The 17,005-nt window shown below is 71.7% G+C and carries 16 protein-coding genes; 15 read left to right on the forward strand and 1 reads right to left on the reverse strand.

The genetic code is table 11. The annotated features are described in order from the left end of the window. Nucleotides 1-2: 2 nt before the first annotated feature. From AC1DNF_RS15095 to AC1DNF_RS15165, 15 genes are all read left to right on the forward strand, one after another. Nucleotides 3-1,205 (forward strand): ABC transporter substrate-binding protein, encoded by a 1,203-nt coding sequence (locus AC1DNF_RS15095; protein WP_478149420.1) that lies wholly within the window; start codon nucleotides 3-5, stop codon nucleotides 1,203-1,205. 158 nt (nucleotides 1,206-1,363) lie between these two features. Beyond that, complete coding sequence (locus AC1DNF_RS15100) at nucleotides 1,364-2,236, forward strand: branched-chain amino acid ABC transporter permease (protein WP_478149421.1); 873 nt, start codon at nucleotides 1,364-1,366, stop codon at nucleotides 2,234-2,236. Next, entirely contained in the window at nucleotides 2,233-3,210 is a 978-nt protein-coding gene (locus tag AC1DNF_RS15105; protein ID WP_478149422.1) for a branched-chain amino acid ABC transporter permease, read from the forward strand. The genes AC1DNF_RS15100 and AC1DNF_RS15105 overlap by 4 nt, the downstream gene beginning before the upstream one ends. After that, nucleotides 3,203-3,985, forward strand: a complete 783-nt coding sequence (locus tag AC1DNF_RS15110) for an ABC transporter ATP-binding protein (protein WP_478149423.1) — start codon at nucleotides 3,203-3,205, stop codon at nucleotides 3,983-3,985. Before AC1DNF_RS15105 ends, AC1DNF_RS15110 begins: the two co-directional genes overlap by 8 nt. Continuing rightward, complete coding sequence (locus tag AC1DNF_RS15115) at nucleotides 3,982-4,692, forward strand: ABC transporter ATP-binding protein (RefSeq protein WP_478149424.1); 711 nt, start codon at nucleotides 3,982-3,984, stop codon at nucleotides 4,690-4,692. The genes AC1DNF_RS15110 and AC1DNF_RS15115 overlap by 4 nt, the downstream gene beginning before the upstream one ends. 28 nt (nucleotides 4,693-4,720) lie before the next feature. Next, nucleotides 4,721-5,677 carry a tripartite tricarboxylate transporter substrate binding protein gene (locus tag AC1DNF_RS15120; protein WP_478149425.1) on the forward strand — a complete coding sequence of 319 codons (957 nt, stop codon included), beginning with the start codon at nucleotides 4,721-4,723 and terminating at the stop codon, nucleotides 5,675-5,677. Then, a complete protein-coding gene (locus AC1DNF_RS15125) occupies nucleotides 5,674-6,972 on the forward strand; it encodes a 3-isopropylmalate dehydratase large subunit (RefSeq protein ID WP_478149426.1) in 1,299 nt (432 codons plus the stop codon). Before AC1DNF_RS15120 ends, AC1DNF_RS15125 begins: the two co-directional genes overlap by 4 nt. After that, nucleotides 6,969-7,496 (forward strand): LeuD/DmdB family oxidoreductase small subunit, encoded by a 528-nt coding sequence (locus AC1DNF_RS15130; protein ID WP_478149427.1) that lies wholly within the window; start codon nucleotides 6,969-6,971, stop codon nucleotides 7,494-7,496. The genes AC1DNF_RS15125 and AC1DNF_RS15130 overlap by 4 nt, the downstream gene beginning before the upstream one ends. After that, the gene (locus AC1DNF_RS15135) at nucleotides 7,486-8,880 is read left to right on the forward strand and encodes an MmgE/PrpD family protein (RefSeq protein WP_478149428.1); all 1,395 of its coding nucleotides are present in this window, start codon (nucleotides 7,486-7,488) and stop codon (nucleotides 8,878-8,880) included. The genes AC1DNF_RS15130 and AC1DNF_RS15135 overlap by 11 nt, the downstream gene beginning before the upstream one ends. Further along, a complete protein-coding gene (locus tag AC1DNF_RS15140; RefSeq protein WP_478149429.1) occupies nucleotides 8,877-9,845 on the forward strand; it encodes a Bug family tripartite tricarboxylate transporter substrate binding protein in 969 nt (322 codons plus the stop codon). The genes AC1DNF_RS15135 and AC1DNF_RS15140 overlap by 4 nt, the downstream gene beginning before the upstream one ends. 2 nt (nucleotides 9,846-9,847) lie before the next feature. Then, complete coding sequence (locus AC1DNF_RS15145; protein ID WP_478149430.1) at nucleotides 9,848-11,557, forward strand: hydantoinase B/oxoprolinase family protein; 1,710 nt, start codon at nucleotides 9,848-9,850, stop codon at nucleotides 11,555-11,557. Next, nucleotides 11,554-13,623: a hydantoinase/oxoprolinase family protein gene (locus AC1DNF_RS15150; protein ID WP_478149431.1), complete on the forward strand. Its 2,070-nt coding sequence runs from the start codon at nucleotides 11,554-11,556 to the stop codon at nucleotides 13,621-13,623. Before AC1DNF_RS15145 ends, AC1DNF_RS15150 begins: the two co-directional genes overlap by 4 nt. After that, the gene (locus tag AC1DNF_RS15155; RefSeq protein WP_478149432.1) at nucleotides 13,620-14,234 is read left to right on the forward strand and encodes a cysteine hydrolase family protein; all 615 of its coding nucleotides are present in this window, start codon (nucleotides 13,620-13,622) and stop codon (nucleotides 14,232-14,234) included. The genes AC1DNF_RS15150 and AC1DNF_RS15155 overlap by 4 nt, the downstream gene beginning before the upstream one ends. Beyond that, nucleotides 14,231-15,652, forward strand: a complete 1,422-nt coding sequence (locus tag AC1DNF_RS15160; protein WP_478149433.1) for an FAD-dependent oxidoreductase — start codon at nucleotides 14,231-14,233, stop codon at nucleotides 15,650-15,652. The genes AC1DNF_RS15155 and AC1DNF_RS15160 overlap by 4 nt, the downstream gene beginning before the upstream one ends. Further along, on the forward strand, nucleotides 15,642-16,514 hold the full coding sequence (locus AC1DNF_RS15165; RefSeq protein ID WP_478149434.1) for an isocitrate lyase/PEP mutase family protein: 873 nt from the start codon (nucleotides 15,642-15,644) through the stop codon (nucleotides 16,512-16,514). The genes AC1DNF_RS15160 and AC1DNF_RS15165 overlap by 11 nt, the downstream gene beginning before the upstream one ends. Here the strand turns inward: AC1DNF_RS15165 and AC1DNF_RS15170 are convergent. Next, a complete protein-coding gene (locus AC1DNF_RS15170) occupies nucleotides 16,468-16,986 on the reverse strand; it encodes a hypothetical protein (protein WP_478149435.1) in 519 nt (172 codons plus the stop codon). The two genes, AC1DNF_RS15165 and AC1DNF_RS15170, sit on opposite strands and share 47 nt — an antisense overlap. Nucleotides 16,987-17,005 lie beyond the last annotated feature (19 nt).

Consider the following 17,005-nt stretch of genomic DNA (forward strand, 5'->3'; position numbering starts at 1 on the left):
CCATGCAAAACCGTCGCCGCTTCATGTCGCACTCCGCCGCCGTGGCTTCCGCCATCGCATTCCCCCTGGTCGCCAGCGCGCAGACCAAGACCGTCAAGGTCGGCGTGCTCCACCCCGTCACCGGCGCGCTCGCCTACTCGGGCCAGCAATGCCGCCTCGGCGCCCAGCTCGCCATCGAGGACATCAACAAGGCCGGCGGCATCAAGTCCCTCGGCGGCGCGCACATCGAGGCGCTGCTCGGCGACGCCCAATCCCAGCCGCAGGCCGGCGCCGCCGAAGTCGAGAAGATGAACGAAGCCGGCGTGTCCGCCATCGTCGGCGCCTTCGCCTCCGCCATCTGCCTGGCCACCACCCAGGCCGCCGCCAAGTACAACCTGCCCCACGTCGTCGACGTCGGCGTCGCCGACCAGATCGTCGAGCGCGGCCTGAAGAACACCTTCCGCTTCGGCCCCGGCTACCGCAAGTCGACCGAAGTCGCCATGGCCAACCTGCTGGTGCTCAACAAGGCCGCCGGCAGCCCGGCCAAGACCGTCATGATCATCCACGAGGAGTCGCTCTTCGGCTCCGGCACCGCCCAGCTCCTGGCGCGCGAACTACCGGGCTACGGCTTCGAGGTCAAGGAAGTCGTCAAGCACGCCAACCCCACGCGCGACTTCAACAACATCGTGCTGCGCATGAAGTCGATCAACCCCGACATCGTGATCCCGGCCAACTACTACAACGAGTACGCGCTGCTCGTGCGCACCATGCAGCAGCAGAAGGTCGCGCCCAAGGCCATCTTCTCGGTGCTCGGCGGCGCCGCCTCCAGCTACAAGTTCGTCAAGGAGTTTCCGGACGCGGCCAACGGCATCATCGACTGCAACCACTGGTTCAACCCCAAGGACAAGCGCTCGCAGGAACTCAGGAAGCGCGTCGAGGCCCAGGGGCAGTTCTTCAGCTACGAGGTCTTCATGACCTACACCGCCATGTGGGTGCTGGCCGATGCGCTGGAGCGCGCCAAGTCCACCGACCGCGCCGCCATCATCGACGCGCTGGAGAAGAGCACCTTCTCCAATCACATCATGCCGTATGGCCCGACGAAGTTCGTCAACGGCCAGAACGAGGGCGCGCAGCCGCTCATGACGCAGGTGGTGAAGAACGACATCAAGGTGATCATTCCGCGCGACTACCGCGAAGTGGAACCGATCTTTCCCCTCCATGCTTGAGATGAAACACCCCCGAAGCGCCCGCGGTGCCTCCCCCTCGAGGGGGCGATACCGGCGACCCGGCGAAGCCGGTTGCGCGGTATCCCTGGCGTGGGGCCGCGCCGGCTTCATGCCACCGTACGCCTGGAACGCAGCCGCCGCGCGCGGGGCCTGATCCGATGCTCGACTTCAACATTCTCTTCCCCTCGGTCCTGAACGGCCTCACCACCGGCGCGGTCTACGCGCTGATCGCGCTGGGCCTCACGCTGATCTACGGCGTCCTGCACATCATCAACTTCGCGCACGGCGCCTGCCTGATGCTGGCGCTGTATGCGGTGTACTTCCTCAAGGAGCGCTGGGGCATCGACCCCTACCTCGCGCTCCCCATCGTCATCCCCGGCATGTTCGCGCTCGGCTACGCGCTGCAGCGCATCGTCATCAACCGCGCCGGCCACGGCAAGGACGAGAACATCCTGCTCGCCACCCTCGGCATCGCGATCGTGATGGAAAACCTCGCGCTGCTCTTCTTCAAGTCCGACACGCGCAACATCGACACCGCCTACGCCCTGAGCACCGTCGCCATCGGCCCGGCCATGATCGCCGTGCCCAAGCTGGTCGCCTTCGCCGGCGCGCTGGTGGTCTCGGCGCTGCTCTTCTGGATCATGGGCCGCACCGACCTCGGCCGCGCCATCCGCGCCGTCGCCAAGGAGAAGGAGGGCGCCAAGCTCATGGGCATCGACGTCGACCACGTCTACGCCATGAGCTTCGGCATCGGCGTGGCCTGCCTGGGCGCGGCCGCCTGCTTCCTGCTGCCGGCCTACTACGTCAACCCGCAGGTCGGCGGCGGCTTCGTGCTGGTGGCATTCACCATCGTCGTCCTCGGCGGCATGGGCAGCTTCGTCGGCGCGCTGGTCGGCGGCTTCCTGGTCGGCGTGGTGGAGTCGCTCGGCGGCCTCTACCTCGGCGAATCGCTGGGGCAGATCGGCATCTTCGTCATCTTCATCGGCGTCGTTCTCTTCCGGCCCCAGGGCCTCTTCGGAGCCAAGGCATGAGCGGCCGTCCACAGCTTGCCGGCATCGCCGCCTTCGCCCTGCTCGTCGCCTGCCTGCCGCTGGTCACCACCTCGGGGCAGACGCTCAACTTCGTCATGATGGCGCTCTACGCCACCCTCATCGCCCAGGCCTGGAACATCCTCGGCGGCTTCGGCGGGCAGTTCTCCTTCGGCCACGCGCTCTTCTTCGGCAGCGGCGCCTACATCCAGGCCATCGCGCAACTGCAGGGCGGCATCAACGCCTGGGTCGCGCTCGCGCTCGCGGTGGCCGGCGCGGCCGTGGTGGGGCTCTTCACCGGCGCGCTCACCTTCCGCTACGGGCTCAAGGGCTCCTACTTCGCGCTCGTCACGCTGGCCTTCGCCGAGGTCTTTCGCATCCTCGCGCTCTCCGTGCCCTTCACCGGCGGCGGCGTGGGCCTGATGGTGCCGCTGCGCGAATCCGCCGCCAACCTGCAGTTCGCCTCGCGCGCCGGCTACCTGTGGGTGGTGCTGGGCTTCGTCACCGCCGCGCTGCTGGTCACCTGGTGGCTGCGCAACGGCCGCTTCGGCGCCTACCTGCAGGCCGTGCGCGACAACGAGGATGCCGCCCGCGCCGTCGGCGTCGACCCCTTCCGCATCAAGCTCGCGGCCATCGGCATCTCCGGCGCCTTCATGGGCGCGGCGGGCGCCTTCTACGTGCAGGTGTTCCAGTACATCGACCCGGGCATCGCCTACGGCTCGGCCACCTCCATCGAGGCGCTTGTCGGCGCCATCGTCGGCGGCATGGGCACGCTGTGGGGGCCGGTGCTCGGCGCCGTCGTGCTGCACGTCCTGTCGGACCTCACGCGCAACCTCTTCGGCGAACTGCCGGGCATCAACATGGTGATCTACGGCGTGGTGCTGGTCCTCATCGTCATCTTCCTGCCGCGCGGCATCGCCGGCATCGGGCTGTCCGCGCGGCAGCTGTGGGCAGGGAAGGGGGCGCGCAATGGCTGAGGCGCGGCAACCCCTTCTCGCGATCAGCGGCCTCTCGCGCGCCTTCGGCGGCCTGCGGGCCGTGCGGGACGTGAGCCTTTCCGTGGCCGAGGGCAGCCTGAGCGCGCTCATCGGCCCCAACGGCGCGGGCAAGACCACGCTCTTCGCGCTGATGTCGGGCTTCCTCAAGCCCGACACCGGCACTGTCCGTTTCGCGGGCGAGGACATCACCGGCCGCGAGCCGCATCGCAACGCCCTGCTCGGCATGACACGCACCTTCCAGATCGTGCGCCCCTTCGCCGCGCAGACCGTGCGCGAGAACATCGCCGTCGGCGTGCACCTGCATGTGCGCTCGCGCGTCGCGGCGCTGCGGCGCGCGGAAGAAGTCGCCCTGCAGGTCGGCCTGGCGCCGCAGCTCGACAAGCCCGCCTCCGACCTCACCGTCGCCGGCCGCAAGCGCCTCGAACTGGCACGCGCCCTTGCCACCCGGCCGCGCCTGCTGCTGCTCGACGAAGTGCTCGCAGGCCTCAACCCGCAGGAGATCGCCGAGATGATGCCGGTGGTGCGCGGCATCGCCGACAGCGGCGTCACCGTGCTCATGATCGAGCACGTCATGCAGGCCGTCATGCACCTGGCCGAGCACGTCTGGGTGCTGGCGCAGGGCCAGCTGATCGCGCAGGGCAGCCCGGCCGAAGTCACCTCCGACGACAAGGTGGTCGAGGCCTACCTCGGCCACGGCACCGCCGCGCGCCTGCGCAAGGCGGCGGCCGCCACGGCCGCGGGAGCGCACCCATGACCGCCTTGCTCGACATCCGCGACCTGCGCGGCGGCTACGGCCGTGTCGAAGTCCTGCGCGGCGTCGACCTGCGCGTCGACGCCGGCGAAATGGTCGCGCTGCTCGGCAGCAACGGCGCGGGCAAGTCCACCCTCAACAAGATGATCTGCGGCCTCTGCCCCGCCTGGAGCGGCAGCGTGCGCTTCGACGGCCAGGACCTGAGCGGCGCGCACTACCGCGACGTCGTCAAGGCCGGCCTCATCCAGGTGCCCGAAGGGCGCAAGGTCTTCCCCAACCTCAGCGTGCTGGAGAACCTCGAACTCGGCTCCTTCACCCGCGCCCGCGAACGCCGCGCCGCCAACCTCGAGAAGGTCTTCGGCATCTTCCCGCGCCTGAAGGAGCGCGTCCGCCAGAACGCCGGCACCATGAGCGGCGGCGAGCAGCAGATGCTCGCCATCGGCCGCGGCCTGATGGCCGAGCCCGTGCTGCTGATCCTCGACGAGCCCTCGCTCGGCCTCTCGCCCCTGCTGGTCGAGGAGATGTTCGCGCTCATCCGCCGCCTGCGCGACGAAGGCCTGGCGGTGCTGCTGGTCGAGCAGAACGTCGGCCAGTCGCTGGAGATCGCCGACCGCGCCTACGTGCTAGAGAACGGCAGCGTGCGCTTCTCCGGCGCGCCCGCGGACCTGCTCGGCAGCGACGAACTGCGCCGCGCCTACCTCGGGCTCTGAGCCCGCACAAGAAACGAAAGAGACACCCATGAAACGCCGCGACCTCCTCATCTCCTCCATGGCCGCCGCACTGGCCTCCGGCGCGCACGCGCAAGCCGGCAACCTGCCGGTGCGCATCCTCGTCGGCGCGCCCGCCGGCGGCTCCACCGACACCCTGGCGCGCACCCTCGCGGCCAGCATGGGCCCGGCGCTCGGCCGGACCGTCATCGTCGAGGACCGCCCCGGCGCGGGCGGCAACATCGCCGCCGAAGCCGTCGCCAAGGCCGCGCCCGACGGCAACACCCTGCTCATGAGCTTCACCAGCCACGCCATCAACGCCACGCTCTACCCGAACCTGCCCTTCGATCCGGTCAAGGACTTCACCGCGCTCACCTGCGTCGCCACCTCGCCTTCCATCCTGGTCGCCAACCCCTCCGTGCCGGCCAGGGACGTGCGCGAGCTCATCGCGCTCGCCAAGGCCCAGCCCGGCCGGCTCAATTTCGCCATCGGCGCGATCGGCTCCTCGCTGCACATGGCGGGCGAGGCCTTCAAGATGCAGTCGGGCGTCTACATCGTCAACATCCCCTACCGCGGCACCGCGCCCGCCGTGCAGGACGTGCTGGGCGGCCAGGTGCAGCTGATGTTCGCCGCCGTCGGCAACGTGCAGGAGCACATCAAGGCCGGCAAGCTGCGCGCGCTCGGCGTCACCTCCGCCCGGCGCCTGCCCGCCTTCCCCGACGTGCCCGCCATCGCCGAGGTGCTGCCCGGCTACGAGTCCAGCGCCTGGTTCGGGCTCTTCGGCCCGGCCCACATGCAGCCCGAACTCGCGCGCCGCATCAGCGACGCCGCCCGCAAGGCCATCCAGACGCCCGAGATGCGCAAGCGCCTCGAAACCGAGGGCGCCGTCCCGGTCGGCAATTCGCCGGAGCAGTTCTCCGCCTTCGTCCAGAGCGAGATCGTGCGCTGGCGCCAGGTCGTCAAGTACTCGGGAGCCAGGCCGGAATGAACACGCTCACCACCTCCGCCCGCCAGCCCAGCGCGCAGCCGCAGACACTGGCACAGAAGCTCATCGCCCGCGCCTGCGGACGCGACAGCGTGTCGGTCGGCGAGATCGTGACCTGCGCCGTCGACATGGCCATGTTCCACGACTCCTCCGGCCCGCGCCGCCTGCAGCCCATGCTCGAAGAGCTGGGGGCGCAGATCTGGGACAAGTCGCGCGTCGTCCTCGTCATGGACCACTACGTGCCCGAGCGCGACGACGACTCGCGCCGCATCGTGCGCATCGCGCGCGACTGGGCGCGCGACCAGCAGCTGCCGCACGTCTACGACAGCCAGGGCATCTGCCACGTCGTCGTGCCGCAGCACGGCCACATCCGCCCCGGCACCCTGTGCGTGGGCGGCGACTCGCATTCGCCCACCGGCGGCGCCTTCGGCGCCTACATGTTCGGCGTCGGCAGCACCGAGATGCTCGGCGTCGTCGTCACCGGCCAGATCTGGCTGCGCGTGCCCGAGACCATCCAGATGTGGTGGGACGGCCGGCTCCCCGCCGGCGTCACCGCCAAGGACATGATGCTGCACATGATCGGCCGCTTCGGCATGAACGGCGGTGCCTACCAGGCCGTCGAGTTCTGCGGCCCGGCCGTCAAGGCGCTGTCCATGCAGGAGCGCATGACGCTCTCCAACATGAGCGCCGAGCTCGGCGCGCAGGTCGGCCTGATCGCGCCGGACGCCACCACCGCCGCCTTCCTCGCCGAGGCGGGCGCTCCGCCGGCCGACGCGGCCTTCTGGTTCACCGACATCGATGCCGCCTTCACGCGGCACCGCTTCGACGCCGGCACGCTGGAGCCCCACGTCGCCGCGCCGCACAGCCCGGCCAACGCGCACGGCGTCAGCCGGCACGCGGGCACGCCCATCGACATCGCCTACATCGGCGCCTGCACCGGCGCCAAGCTGGAAGACCTGCGCGCCGCCGCCCTGGTGCTGCGCGGCCACAAGGTCGCCAAGGGCATCCGCCTCATCGTCGCGCCGGCCAGCCTGCGCGACCAGGAACAGGCCCGCGCCGAGGGCGTGCTGCAGGCGCTGCTCGACGCCGGCGCCGAACTCTTCCCCACCGCCTGCGGCGCCTGCGCCGGCTATGGCGATCCGATGGGCGACGACGTCACCGTCATCTCCACCACCGCGCGCAACTTCAAGGGCCGCATGGGCTCGCCGAGCGCGCAGGTGTACCTGGCCTCGCCCTACACCGTCGCGGCCTCCGCCCTGCGCGGCAGCGTGACCGATCCGCGCGAGGTGCTGGCATGAACGCGCTCACGACCGCGCCCGTGACAGGCCCCCACCGCGTCTGGCGCCTGGGCGCCGACATCGACACCGACGTGCTCGCGCCCGGGCACGCCATGAAGTTCGGCATCGAGACCATCGCCCGGCACTGCCTCGAAGCCGTGCGACCCGGGTTCGCCGGCGAGGTGCGCCCGGGCGACGTCATCGTCGCCGGGCCCGGCTTCGGCATCGGCTCCTCGCGCGAGCAGGCGGCCGCCGTGCTGGTGCACCTGGGCGTGGCGGCCGTGATCGCGCCCTCGTACAGCGGGCTCTACTTCCGCAATGCCTTCAACGTCGGCCTGCTCCTGCTGACCTGCGCCGAGGCCGAGTCGCTGCAGGACGGCGCCATGGTCTCGCTCGACGTGGAAGCACCGGCCGTGCGGACCGCCGACGGACGCGCGCTCGCCTGCGAGCCCGTGCCCGGCTTCCTGATGGACATGGTGCGCGCCGGCGGCCTGATGAAGCAGCTGCGCCAGCGCTACGCCGCCAAGGGCGCCCATGGCCTCTGAAGCGAAGCCGCCGCTCGACGATCCGCATCGCTGGGACGCGCAGCTCGCCGTGCTCCACGCCGCCGTGGCGCTGAATGCCGGCAGGGCGGCCTCGCCCGAGGCCTCGCTGCAGGCGCGCCGCCTGCTGCTCGACACCATCGGCTGCGCCATCGCCGGCCGCCACGCGCCCGAGGTGCGGCGCCTCGAAGCCGCGTTGTCCGCCTGCGAACCCGGCGCCTTTCGCTTTCCCGACGGCCCGCCCATCGGCATGCACGGCGCCGCGCAGGTGCTGGCCATGGCCGCCACCTGGGACGAAGCCTGCGAAGGCCACGCGCTCGCCCACGGCCGCCCCGGCGTGCCGCTGGTCGCCGCGCTGCTGCCGCTGGCCATGCAAGGCGGCGCCAGCCTCGGCCGCTTCATCGAGGCCTTCGTGCTCGGCTACGAGATCGGCGCCCGCGCCGGCGCCTGGCTGCGCATCCGCCCCGGCATGCACGTCGATGCCAACTGGCCGGCGCTCGGCGTTGCCGCCGGCGCGGCCTGCCTGCTCGGCCTGCCGCCGGCGGGCATCGTGCAGGCGATCGACATCGCGGCCTGCCAGCTCGCGACCAGCCTCTACCTGCCGGTCGCCTCCGGCCGCACCGCGCGCAACACCTACCTCGCACACAGCGCCATGCTCGGCCTGCAGTCGGCCTTCGCCAGCGCGGCCGGCATCGATGCGCCGGCCGACGCGCTCGCGCACTACGCCGGCGCGCACGCCGCCGCCGCGCCGCAGCCCCTCCCGGAAGCCGCGTCGACGCTGCTGCTCGACGCCTACCTCAAGCCCTTCGCGGCGGTGCGCCATGTGCACTACGGCGCCGTCGCCGCCCGCCACATCCGCGAGCGCCTGGCGGCGGACACGCGCCCGGTCAGCGCCATCGTGCTCACGGTGTACGAAGAGGCCATCACTTACTGCGGCAACCGCGCGCCGCGCACGCCCATCCAGGCGCAGTTCAGCCTCTCCTTCGGCATCGCGGCCATGCTGCGTTTCGGCGACATCGACCCCTCGGTCTACGAGCCCGGTCGCTTCGACGACCCCGAGCTGCGCCGCCTGGAAGCGCTCGTGGCGCTGCGCGTCGACCCGGCGCTCACGGCACAGCACCGGCGCGGCGCGACGCTCGAAGTCGAGCACGCGACGAGCGGCGGCACCGCCATCCTTCGCCACAGCGTCGACACCATCCCCGGCGACGCCTCCAGCCCGCTCGACCGGGCCGCGCTGTGCGCCAAGTTCAGGCACTACGCCGCGCGCAGCATCGCGGGCGAGCAGGCCGAGCGCTTCTGCGACACCGTCCTCGACGTGGCCGACATCGACATGCGCCTGCTGTGGCAGCAGCTCGCCCCCCTTCCGACTTCATCCACACACCCATGAAACTCCTTCGCCAACTCGCGACCGCCTTCCTTGTCTGCGTGCCGCTGCTCGCCGCCGCGCAGGCCGACGGCTTCCCCAGCAAGCCGATCCGCATCGTCGTGCCCTTCCCGCCGGGCGGCGCCACCGACGCGGCCGCGCGCATCGTCGCCACCAAGATGAGCGAGAAGTGGGGCCAGTCGGTCGTCGTCGACAACCGCGCCGGCGCCGGCGGCAATGTCGGCTCCGACTTCGTCGCCAAGTCCGCCCCCGACGGCTACACGCTCGTCATGGGCGTCACCGGCTCGCACGCCATCAACACCTCGCTCTACAGCAAGATGCCCTACGACCCGGTGGCCGACTTCGTCCCCATCAGCCAGGTCGCGGTCGTGCCCAACGTGCTGGTCGTCCATCCCTCCGTGCCCGCCCACAACCTCGCCGAGCTGGTGGCCCTGGCCAAGCGCGAGCCGGGCAAGCTCAACTACGCCTCGCTCGGCAACGGCACCGCCGCCCACCTTGGCATGGAGATGCTCAAGACCGCCGCCGGCATCGACGTCACCCACGTGCCCTACAAGGGCAGCGCGCCCGCCGTGTCCGACCTGCTGGGCGGCCAGGTGCAGATGATGGTCGACGGCCTGCCGTCCTCGCTGCCGCAGATCAAGGCCGGCAAGCTGCGCGCCATCGCGCTGACCAGCCTGCACCGCGCGCCTTCGCTGCCGGACCTGCCCACCATCGCCGAGACCTACCCCGGCTTCTATGCCGACGCCTGGTCCGGCCTCTTCGCGCCCAAGGGCACGCCGCAGCCCATCGTCGACAAGCTCTCGGCCGAAGTGCAGCTCATCCTGCGCATGCCCGATGTGCGCGAGAAGCTCGCCACCCTCGGCGCCGAGCCGGTCGGCTCCACCCAGGCCGAGTTCGCCGCCCACGTCAGGCGCGAGATCGACAAGTGGGCCAAGGTGGTCAAGAGCAGCAACGCCAAGGTCGACTGAACATGAACACGAACATGACCATGAACGACACGGCCGGCACCCCCGCCGCGGCGATGGACCCCGTCACCCTCGCCGTCCTGCGCGGCCGCCTCGAACAGGTGGCCGACGAGATGGACGCCACGCTCTACCGCAGCGCCTTCAACCCCATCATTGCCGAGGCCCACGACGCCTGCCACGGCCTGTATGACGCGCAGTCCGGCGACACCCTCGTGCAGGGCAAGTCGGGCCTGCCCGTCTTCGTCGGCGCCATGGCCTTCGCCGTGCGCGCCACCGTCGCCTGCGCCGCGCCGCGCGGCGGCATGCAAGACGGCGACATCTGGATCACCAACGACGCCTACGACGGCGGCACCCACGCCAACGACTTCAAGCTCGTGCGCCCCTTCTTCCGCGAAGGCCGGCTCTACTGCTACATGGCTTCGGCCGCCCACTGGCACGACGTCGGCGGCGCCGTGCCCGGCAACTACAACCCGGCCGCCACCGAGTGCTGGCAGGAGGCCGTGCAGATCCCGCCCGTGCGCATCGTGCGCGAGGGCGTGCTCGACCAGGACGTGCTCGCCATCCTGCGCGCCAACACCCGCCTGCCCGAGAGCCTGTGGGGCGACCTCAACGGCCAGCTCGCCGCGCTCGAACTCGGCGCCCGGCGCCTGAACGGCCTGCTCGACGAATACGGCGACGCCCTCGTTCTGCAGGCCATGGGCGAGCTGCGCGCCCGCGCGCTGCGCCTCATGCGCTCGCACATCGCCTCGCTGCCCGACGGCCGCTACAGCTTCGAGGACGTGCTCGACAACGACGGCATCGTCAACGCGCCCCTCACCATCGCGCTCGACATGACGGTGGCCGGCGAGCGCCTGTCGCTCGACTTCTCGCGCACCTCGCCGCAGTGCGCCGGCCCCGTCAACATCTCGCGCGCCACCGCCATCGCGGCCTGCTACGTCGCCCTCAAGCACCTCTTCCCCGACGTGCCGGCCAACGCCGGCGTGCTCGACGCCGTGGACTTCGTGATCCCCGAGCGCCTCGTCATCAGCGCCGAGCGCCCGCGCCCGGTCGGCGGCTACACCGAGACCATCCTGCGCATGATCGACGTCATCTTCAGCGCCGCCGCGCAGGCCGACCCCACGCGCGCCGTCGCCCAGGCCTACGGCACCATCAACGCGCTTTCCATCGCCGGCCACCGCAGCGACCCGGGGCGCGAGGGCCAGCGCTGGGTGATGTTCAGCTTCTTCGGCGGCGGCCATGGCGCGCATTCGGGCGGCGACGGCCTCTCGCACGGCAACGCGCCCATCTCCACCGCCACCATTCCGCCGCTCGAAATCCTCGAAGCCGCCTACCCCGTGCGCTTCACCGAATGGTCGCTGCGCGCCGACTCCGGCGGCGACGGCCAGTTCCGCGGCGGCCTGGGCGCCGTCTACGAGATCGAGCTGCTGGAGAAGGACGCCGAGGTCTTCGTCTTCGGCGAGCGCGGCACCTCCCCGCCCAAGGGCATCGCCGGCGGCGGCCCGGCCGCGCTCAACGTCTTCAGCTACGAGAACGACGGCAGCTGGCACCTGCCCCCCATGGTCTCCAAGATGCGCGGCATCCACCTCGCCCAGGGCGAGCGCGTGCGCCTCGAAACCCCCGGCGGCGGCGGCTACGGCCCGCCCTCCGCGCGAAGCGCCAGCCAGCGCGAACACGACACGGCCATGGGCTACGTCAGCAAGAAGGCCCCCGAATGACAGCAGCAGCAAACTCCAACACACCCGCCGGCCTGGTCGTCGGCGTCGACGTCGGCGGCACCTTCACCGACCTCTTCGTGCTCGACGAGGCCGCGGGCACCGCGCGCATCGTCAAGGTGCCCTCCACTCGTGGCGAGGAAGCGCGCGGCTTCATGAACGGCGTCGCGCGCGTGGCCGATTCGGCCGCGGCCATCGCCACCATCGTCCACGGCACTACCGTCGGCACCAACGCGCTGCTCGAACGCAAGGTCGCGCGCACCGGCATCATCACCACGCGGGGCTTTCGCGACGTGCTGGAGATGCGCCGCCGCGACCGCCCGCAGACCTGGGGCCTGCGCGGCAGCTTCCTGCCCGTGGTGCCGCGCGACCTGCGCCTCGAAGTCGACGAGCGCGTGCTCGCCGACGGCAGCCTGCACACGCCGGTCGACCTCGAACAGGTGCGCGCCCAGGCGCGCGCGCTGCTGGAGGCCGGCTGCGAGGCCGTGTGCGTCTTCTTCATCAACGCCTACGCCAACCCCGACAACGAGCGCCGCGCCGTCGCCGCCGTGCGCGCGCTCTGGCCCAACCCCCACGTCACCTCCGCCTGCGAGGTGCTGCCCGAGATCCGCGAATTCGAGCGCTGCTCCACCGCCACCCTCAACGCCGCCCTGCAGCCGGTGGTCGGCACCTACCTCGCGCGCCTCGAATCCGACCTGCGCGGCCAGGGCTTCGCCGGCGAACTGCTGGTGGTGCAGAGCAACGGCGGCGTCATGTCGCGCCAGACCGCGAGCGACCTGCCCGTGCGCACCGCGCTCTCCGGCCCCGCGGCCGGCGTCATCGCCTGCGCCGCCATCGCGCGCGCGGCCGGCTTCCCCAACGCCATCACCGGCGACATGGGCGGCACCTCCTTCGACGTCTCGCTGGTCGCCAACGGCGAGGCCGCGCTCGCGGCCCAGACCGCCATCGAGTTCGGCATGGTCATCCGCTCGCCCATGATCCAGATCGAGACCATCGGCGCCGGCGGCGGCTCCATCGCCTCCGTCGACGCCAGCGGCATGCTGCAGGTCGGCCCCGAGTCCGCCGGCAGCGTGCCCGGCCCGGCCTGCTACGGCCGCGGCAACATGCGCCCGACGGTCACCGATGCCAACGTGCTGCTCGGCCGCATCGCCGCCGACCGGCCCCTGGGCGGCGGCCTGCTGGCCGCGCTCGATGCCGACAAATCCCGCCAGGCCATCGAGGAACACGTGGCCCGCCCGCTCGGCCTCGACGTCCACAAGGCCGCCGAAGCCATCCTCACGGTGGCCAACGCGCGCATGGCCGGCGCCATCCGGCTGGTGTCCATCGAGCGCGGGCATGACCCGCGCCGCTTCGCCTACATGCCCTTCGGCGGCGGCGGCGCGCTGCACGTCTGCGCCATGATGCGCGAGGTCGGCGTGGCCACCGGCATCGTGCCGCGCTACCCCGGCGTCACCTCGGCGCTGGGCTGCGTCATCGCCGACATGCGGCACGACGCCGTGCAGACCCTCAACCGCCCGCTCGACGAACTCGACATCGTCGACATGCGCGAGCGCATGGCCGAGCTGTCCGCCGCCTGCCAGCGGCGCCTCGATTCGTCGGGCGTGCGCTTCGACGAAGTGCGCGAGATCGTCGCCTTCGACATGCTCTACGCCGGCCAGACCCACACGCTGCCCGTCGTCCTGCCCGAGGGCAGCGGCGCCACGCTCACGCGCGCGGCCATCCGCGCCGCCTTCGAGGCCGCCTACACCACCGCCTTCGGCCGCGTGCTCGACGGCATCGCCATCCGCGTCATGAACCTGCGCTACGCCCGCATCGGCGTGCGCCCCAAGTTCGACCTCGCCGTGCTCGCGCCCGAAGGGGAGGGCAGCACCCGGCCCCTGGGCATGCAGCGCGTGTTCCACGACGGCGAGTGGCGCGAGGCCACCCGCTACGCGCGCCTGGGCCTGCCGGTGGGCGCGCGCGTCGAGGGCCCCGCCATCCTGGAGCAGGCCGACACCACCGTCTGGCTCGAGCCCGGCTTCCACGCCGAGGTCGATGCCTTCGGCAACCTGCTGGTGAGGCTGTCATGAGCGAAGCCGCCAGCATCATCGGCCGCAAGACCGCGCTGCTCGTCATCGACCTGCAGAACGACTTCCTCGACCCCAAGGGCGCCTACGCCCGCGGCGGCGACACCAACCCGCCCGCGCTGCTGCTGCCCGCGCGCGTGGCCGAGGTGGCGCTCAGGCTCAAGGCCGCCGGCGGCATGGTGGTCGCGAGCCAGTTCACGCTGTGGCCCGACGCCGCCGGCGAGCCCATGATCTCGCCGCACCTGCTGGCGCTGCGCCCCTACCTCCAGCGCGGCGACTTCGCCCCCGGCAGCTGGGGCCAGGCGAACGTCGCCGAACTCGCGGGCCTGGTCGACGTCAGCGTCAGCAAGGTCGCCTACTCGGCCTTCTTCAACACCCAGCTCGACTGGGTGCTGCGCCGCGCCGGCATCGACACCGTTGCCGTCTGCGGCATCGTCACCAACGGCGGAGTCGCCAGCACCGTGCGCGACGCCCACATGCGCGACTACCGCACCCTCGTGCTGGCCGACGGCTGCGCCGCCTTCGGCGCGGAGCGGCACAACACCTCGCTGGCCGACATGCGCAACGTGGCCGAGGTGACGGACTGCGCGGCCTTCACCGAATCCCTCGCATGAGCACCACGCCGCAACGCGGCATCCGCCGCGCATCGCACATCGATGCCGAGACCCACGCGAGCGTCGCCATCGTCGGCGCGGGCGCCTGCGGCCTGACGGCCGCGCTGATGCTGCACGACGCCGGCATCGAATGCGTCGTGCTCGAACGCGACGCCGTGCCCAGCGGCTCCACCGCCCTGTCCTCCGGCTTCATCCCCGCGCCCGGCACCCGCGTGCAGCGCGCGCACGGCGTGAGCGACGACAGCCCCGAACGCTTCGCGCAGGACATCCAGGCCAAGGCCCACGGCAGCGCAGCGCCCGCGCTGGTGCGGGCCTACGCCGAGGCCATCGGGCCCGCGCTCGATGCCCTGCAGGCGCGGCACGGGCTGGACTGGATCCTGCTGGATGGCTTTCTCTACCCCGGCCACAGCCGGTACCGCATGCACGCGCTGCCGCAGAAGACCGGCGCCGCGCTCATGGCCGGCCTGCAGGCCGCGGCGGAGGCCGCCGGCATCCCGGTGCTGACCCAGGCCCTGGTCGATACGCTCTGGCTCGACCCGCAGGACCGCGTCATCGGCATCGGCTACCGGCGCCCCGACGGCCGCGAGGAACAGCTGGCCTGCGACGCCCTGCTGCTCGCCTGCAACGGCTTCGGCGGCAACGCGCAGATGGTGCGAGGGCTCCTGCCCGAGATGGCCGAGGCCACCTTCGGCGGCCATGCGGGCAACGACGGCAGCGCCGTCCTGTGGGGCATGGCGCTGGGCGCGCGCCTGCGCGACATGGGCGGCTACCAGGGACACGGCTCCTGGGTCACGCCGCAAGGCGCGCTCATGACCTGGGCCGTGATGATGGAAGGTGGCGTGCAGATCAACCGCGAAGGCCGGCGCTTCCACGACGAGACCCAGGGCTACTCCGAGGCGGCGGTGCACGTGCTCGCGCAGCCGGGCGGCATCGCCTGGAACGTGTTCGACGCGCCGCTGCTCGCGCTCGCGCGCGGCTTCCCCGACTTCCGCGACGCCGAGGCGGCCGGCGCGCTGCGGCGCTGCGACAGCATCGCCGAACTCGCCGCCTGCATCGGCTGCGAGCCGCCGGCCCTGCGGGCCACCCTCGACGCGCTCGACAGCCGCGCGCCCCAGCCCGACGGCCGCGTCTTCCAGCGCGGGCTGCAGGCGCCGTACTACGCCGTCAAGGTCACGGGCGCGCTCTTCCACACCCAGGGCGGCCTCGACATCGACGCCGACACCCGCGTCCTGCGGCAGGACGGCAGCCCGCTGCCCAACCTGCTGGCCGCGGGCGGCGCGGCCGGCGGCGTCTCCGGCGATGCCGTGTGGGGCTACCTCTCGGGCAACGGCCTGCTGAGCGCCGTCGCCGGCGGCGCCATCGCCGCGCGCACCGCCGCCGCCCTCATCCCATCAAGGAACACATCCCATGCCGACTGACAAGCTCAACAGCCTTCGGGCCCGCCTCGCCACGCCGAGCATCGTGCTCGCCCCCGGCGTCTACGACGCGCTGAGCGCCCTCGTGGCGCAGCAGGCCGGCTTCGAGGCGCTGTACCTCTCGGGCGCCTCCATCGCCTACACCCGCCTTGGCCGCTCCGACATCGGCCTGACCACCTTCAGCGAGGTGGAAGACACGCTCGCGCGCATCACCGAGCGCGTGCGCATTCCCGTCATCGTCGATGCGGACACCGGCTTCGGCAACGCCCTCAACACCCAGCGCACCGTGCGCGGCTTCGAGCGCGCGGGCGCGGCCATGGTGCAGATCGAGGACCAGACCTTTCCCAAGCGCTGCGGCCACCTCGACGGCAAGGCGGTGGTGCCCGTGCGCGAGATGGTCGGCAAGCTCCGGGCCGCGCTCGATGCGCGCGCCTCCACCGACACGCTGATCCTGGCACGCACCGACGCCGTCGCCGTCGAAGGCCTGGACGCGGCCCTCGACCGCGCCGAGGCCTACCTCGAAGCCGGCGTCGACGCGCTCTTCATCGAGGCCCTGCGCTCGCCCGAGCAGATGGACCTTGCCTGCGGGCGCTTCGCCCGGCGCGTGCCCCTGCTGGCCAACATGGTCGAAGGCGGCAAGACCCCCATCCAGGATGCCGACGCCCTGCAGGCGCACGGCTTTCGCATCGCCATCTTTCCGGGTGGCACCGCGCGCGCCGTCACCCACACGCTGCAGGCCTACTACGCGAGCCTGCACCAGCACCGCACCACGCAGCCGTGGCGCGCGCAGATGCTCGACTTCGACCAGCTCAACGAAGTCATCGGCACACCCGAGCTGATGCAGGCCGGCAGGAAGTACGAATAGCCAGAGCCGGGCGCGCGCCGTCGGCCCGCGCCACCGGGCGGCCGAGCACGTCCAGCCAGCTTTCATGCTCCGGCGCGAGCAGCGCCTCCACCCGGCCGGCCAGGCGCACCAGCGCCGCCTCGCCGGAAAGCGAGGCATAGGCCTCGGCGCGCGCCAGCAGCAGCCAGCGCTCGCGCTGGAGCCGCTCGGCCGTGCCCCGGCACGGCAGCCCACAGCGCATGCCACTGGAAAAGCTGCAGCAGCCTCTTGGCCGCCGCGGCCGTCGCGCCGAAAGTGGCGCTGACACGAGCTTGTTAGAGGGCGGGGTCCACCAGCGCACGGCCGACAGCAAGGGGATGCCGGCGCCGAGAACGATCTGCCCGACCTTCGCGATGAGGTTTCGCTTGCGACAGGCGTCGCCGCGCTGCTCGTAGCAGCGCAGCCGGTCTTCGAGCGGATGCCATGCCGCGTGGCGCGCGAAGTCGGGCGGCACCTGGAATGCTTCTCCCTGA

The organism is Variovorax sp. 01T432, from assembly GCF_056398605.1.

Coding starts and splice junctions, on each gene's coding strand:
- AC1DNF_RS15155 (WP_478149432.1), top strand. CDS start 13,620: ATGAGCGAAGCCGCCAGCATCATCGGCCGCAAGACCGCGCTGCTCGTC.
- AC1DNF_RS15125 (WP_478149426.1), top strand. CDS start 5,674: ATGAACACGCTCACCACCTCCGCCCGCCAGCCCAGCGCGCAGCCGCAG.
- AC1DNF_RS15140 (WP_478149429.1), top strand. CDS start 8,877: ATGAAACTCCTTCGCCAACTCGCGACCGCCTTCCTTGTCTGCGTGCCG.
- AC1DNF_RS15100 (WP_478149421.1), top strand. CDS start 1,364: ATGCTCGACTTCAACATTCTCTTCCCCTCGGTCCTGAACGGCCTCACC.
- AC1DNF_RS15150 (WP_478149431.1), top strand. CDS start 11,554: ATGACAGCAGCAGCAAACTCCAACACACCCGCCGGCCTGGTCGTCGGC.
- AC1DNF_RS15135 (WP_478149428.1), top strand. CDS start 7,486: ATGGCCTCTGAAGCGAAGCCGCCGCTCGACGATCCGCATCGCTGGGAC.
- AC1DNF_RS15120 (WP_478149425.1), top strand. CDS start 4,721: ATGAAACGCCGCGACCTCCTCATCTCCTCCATGGCCGCCGCACTGGCC.
- AC1DNF_RS15145 (WP_478149430.1), top strand. CDS start 9,848: ATGAACACGAACATGACCATGAACGACACGGCCGGCACCCCCGCCGCG.
- AC1DNF_RS15130 (WP_478149427.1), top strand. CDS start 6,969: ATGAACGCGCTCACGACCGCGCCCGTGACAGGCCCCCACCGCGTCTGG.
- AC1DNF_RS15160 (WP_478149433.1), top strand. CDS start 14,231: ATGAGCACCACGCCGCAACGCGGCATCCGCCGCGCATCGCACATCGAT.
- AC1DNF_RS15165 (WP_478149434.1), top strand. CDS start 15,642: ATGCCGACTGACAAGCTCAACAGCCTTCGGGCCCGCCTCGCCACGCCG.
- AC1DNF_RS15110 (WP_478149423.1), top strand. CDS start 3,203: ATGGCTGAGGCGCGGCAACCCCTTCTCGCGATCAGCGGCCTCTCGCGC.
- AC1DNF_RS15095 (WP_478149420.1), top strand. CDS start 3: ATGCAAAACCGTCGCCGCTTCATGTCGCACTCCGCCGCCGTGGCTTCC.
- AC1DNF_RS15105 (WP_478149422.1), top strand. CDS start 2,233: ATGAGCGGCCGTCCACAGCTTGCCGGCATCGCCGCCTTCGCCCTGCTC.
- AC1DNF_RS15115 (WP_478149424.1), top strand. CDS start 3,982: ATGACCGCCTTGCTCGACATCCGCGACCTGCGCGGCGGCTACGGCCGT.